This is a genomic window from Pseudomonas sp. UMAB-40 (genome assembly GCF_900095275.1).
In the GTDB taxonomy this organism is placed as follows: Bacteria; Pseudomonadota; Gammaproteobacteria; order Pseudomonadales; family Pseudomonadaceae; genus Aquipseudomonas; species Aquipseudomonas mandelii_B.
The window spans coordinates 70,798-73,500 of sequence record NZ_LT607566.1 but is presented as its reverse complement, the minus strand read 5'-3'; the positions used below and the strand labels follow the sequence as shown (position 1 = coordinate 73,500).

The following is a 2,703-nucleotide window of genomic DNA, read 5'->3' as shown; positions in this document are numbered from 1 at the left end:
GGCTTGCCCGCGAAGAGGCCATCAGATTCAACGAAAATCTCAGCTCAAACCACCACTGAATTCCACCACCGGCATCGTCCGCTTCATCAACACCTTGCCATCGCGCACCGAATACAGCGGCAACCCCTGGCTGCGAATCACCTCGTAGTCGCTGTCCGCCGACAGAATCAGCAAGTTCGCCGGGCGTCCCGCCTCCAGCCCATAACGGTCCCCAAGGTTCATAGCCTTGGCGCTGTTGTCGGTGACCAGGTCCAGTGCACTTTGCAGGTTGCGATACCCCAGCATGTGGCAGATATGCAGCCCCGCTTCCAGCACCCGCAGAATGTTGCCGTTACCCAGCGGATACCATGGGTCAACGATCGAATCCTGGCCGAAACACACGTTCATCCCCGCTTCCAGCAACTCATTGACCCGGGTCACGCCTCGGCGTTTCGGGAAGGTGTCGAAGCGTCCTTGCAGGTGGATGCTTTCGGTGGGGCAGGAGACAAAACTGATCCCCGAATGCCCCAGCAGACGGAAGAGTTTGGCGCAGTACGCGTTGTCGTAAGAGCCCATCGCCGTGGTGTGGCTGGCGGTCACTCGCGAACCCATGCCACGGCTGCGGGCTTCTTCGGCCAGCACTTCCAGAAAGCGTGAATGCGGGTCGTCGGTTTCGTCGCAATGCACGTCCACCAGGCAACCGGTGCGCTCGGCCAGGTCCATCAGAAACTTCACCGAGCTGACACCCTGATCGCGGGTGTATTCGAAATGCGGAATGCCCCCGACCACATCGGCGCCCATGCGGATCGCTTCTTCCATCAGCTCCCGACCGTTGCGATAGGACTCGATGCCTTCCTGCGGGAACGCGACGATTTGCAGGTCGATCAGGTGACGGCTTTCCTCGCGCACTTCGAGCATCGCCTTAAGCGCGGTCAGTTGCGGGTCGGTGACGTCGACATGGGTGCGCACATGCTGGATGCCGTGGGCAGCGAGGGTCTGGATGGTTTTCTTGGCGCGGGTCTTGGTGTCTTCTTCGGTGATGGTGACCTTGCGTTCGCCCCAGCACTCGATGCCTTCGAACAGCGTGCCACTCATGTTCCAGCGCGGCTCGCCAGCGGTGAGGGTGGCGTCGAGGTGAATGTGCGGTTCGACGAAGGGCGGCACCACCAGGTTACCGCCGGCGTCGAGGTCGTCGGGCCCCAGGGTCGGGGCTTCGGTCTGACGGGCGATGGTGCGGATCAGGCCGTTTTCCAGGTGCAACTCATGCAGGCCTTCTTGGTTGCGCAGGCGAGCGTTGATGATGTGCATCAGGCGAATCCTTTTATAGATCTTGTAAGGGAGCTTCAGCGGCACGGGCACCCAGTACGCTGGTCAATAGCACATACGTTAGCGCGGCAGCGGCAATCCCTACCAGTGGCGCGATCCAGGGCGAGCTGAATGCGGCGACAGTGCCGACGGCATAGGCGGTCAAACCAGGCCAGTTGAACGCCGGCAATCGAGCATCGGCCAGACGAGGATATTGACCACGATAGCGGAAGAAGAAATCCGCCATGATCACGCCGCCTATCGGCGGAATCACCGTGCCCAGCAGGATCAGATACGGCACCAGCAGGTCATACATGCCCAGCAGCGCGAGCAAGGTGCCGATCACCGCGCCGGCCAGGGTCACGGTTTTGCGACGACCGGTGCGCAGCAGGTTGCAGCCGGCGACGGCGAAGTTGTAGATGGTATTGTCCTGGGTGCTCCAGATGTTGAGCAGCAACATGGCCATCGCGGCCATGGCGAAACCTTGCAACAGCAGCACTTCGACCACGTCCGGTTGCTGGTAGACGATGGCCCCGTAGGCCCCGATCAACACCATCAGGCCGTTGCCGATAAAGAAGCCGATCAGGCTCGCCAGCACCGCGACCCGGGCGGAACGGGAGAAGCGCGTCCAGTTGGTCGCCTGGGTGGCGCCGCTGACGAAAGTGCCGAAGACCAGGGTAATCGCGGTCGACCAATCCAGCGTGCCTGTCGGGACCACCGCGAGCAGCCCGTCGAGCCCGCCGACTTTCACCGTGGCGACCCACATCGACAGCATCAGCAGCAACATCATGGCCGGCACCGCGATGTACGAAAGGATTTCCAGCCCGCGATATCCGATATACGCGGTGGCGCAAAATGCCAGGCCGAACAGCACCATCAGGCCCAGAACGGTGCCCTCGCTCAGTTCGAAATACTTGCCCAGCACCACGGCGGCCGTGGCCGTGCCCCAGGCGTACCAGCCGATCTGGGTGAAGCCGAGGATCAAGTCGCTGAGCTTGCTGCCCACTTCACCGAAGCAGAAACGCCCCATCAGCACCGAATTGAGGCCGCTCTTGAAGGCGATGTAACCCAGGCCTGCGGCGTAGATCCCCAGCAGCAGATTGCCGACGACAATCACCGCCATCATCTCGCCAAAACTGAACGCCACGCCGAGCTTGCCGCCGGCGAACATGGTGGCGGTGAAGAAAGTGAAACCCAGCAGCACCATGGCCGTGGAGGCGAGGCCCTTGCGAGCATGCATCGGCACTTCGCTGAGGGGGTAATCGTTGCCCGGATCTTTCTGCGTCATGTGGCGTTCCTTGCTCAATGGGTGACGCGGGAGAGGTTGCAGTGGTCGTGCCAAACGGGGATGGCTTAGTTATGTATAGCCGAGCGGCGGGATTGACGCGGGGGAGGGGCACAAAAGCGGTGCACCTGAAA

General features: G+C 61.6%; 2 protein-coding genes. Both read right to left on the bottom strand.

The features are described 5' to 3' along the window. Positions 1 to 39: 39 nt before the first annotated feature. Entirely contained in the window at positions 40 to 1,287 is a 1,248-nt protein-coding gene (gene codA, locus K0F88_RS21775; RefSeq protein WP_219096500.1) for a cytosine deaminase, read from the bottom strand. Between the two features lie 13 nt (positions 1,288 to 1,300). Further along, on the bottom strand, positions 1,301 to 2,572 hold the full coding sequence (codB, locus tag K0F88_RS21770; RefSeq protein WP_219096499.1) for a cytosine permease: 1,272 nt from the start codon (positions 2,570 to 2,572) through the stop codon (positions 1,301 to 1,303). Positions 2,573 to 2,703: the final 131 nt, after the last annotated feature.

Excerpts from the sequence above, each read along its gene's own strand:
- codA (WP_219096500.1), bottom strand. The coding sequence starts at position 1,287 with ATGCACATCATCAACGCTCGCCTGCGCAACCAAGAAGGCCTGCATGAG.
- codB (WP_219096499.1), bottom strand. The coding sequence starts at position 2,572 with ATGACGCAGAAAGATCCGGGCAACGATTACCCCCTCAGCGAAGTGCCG.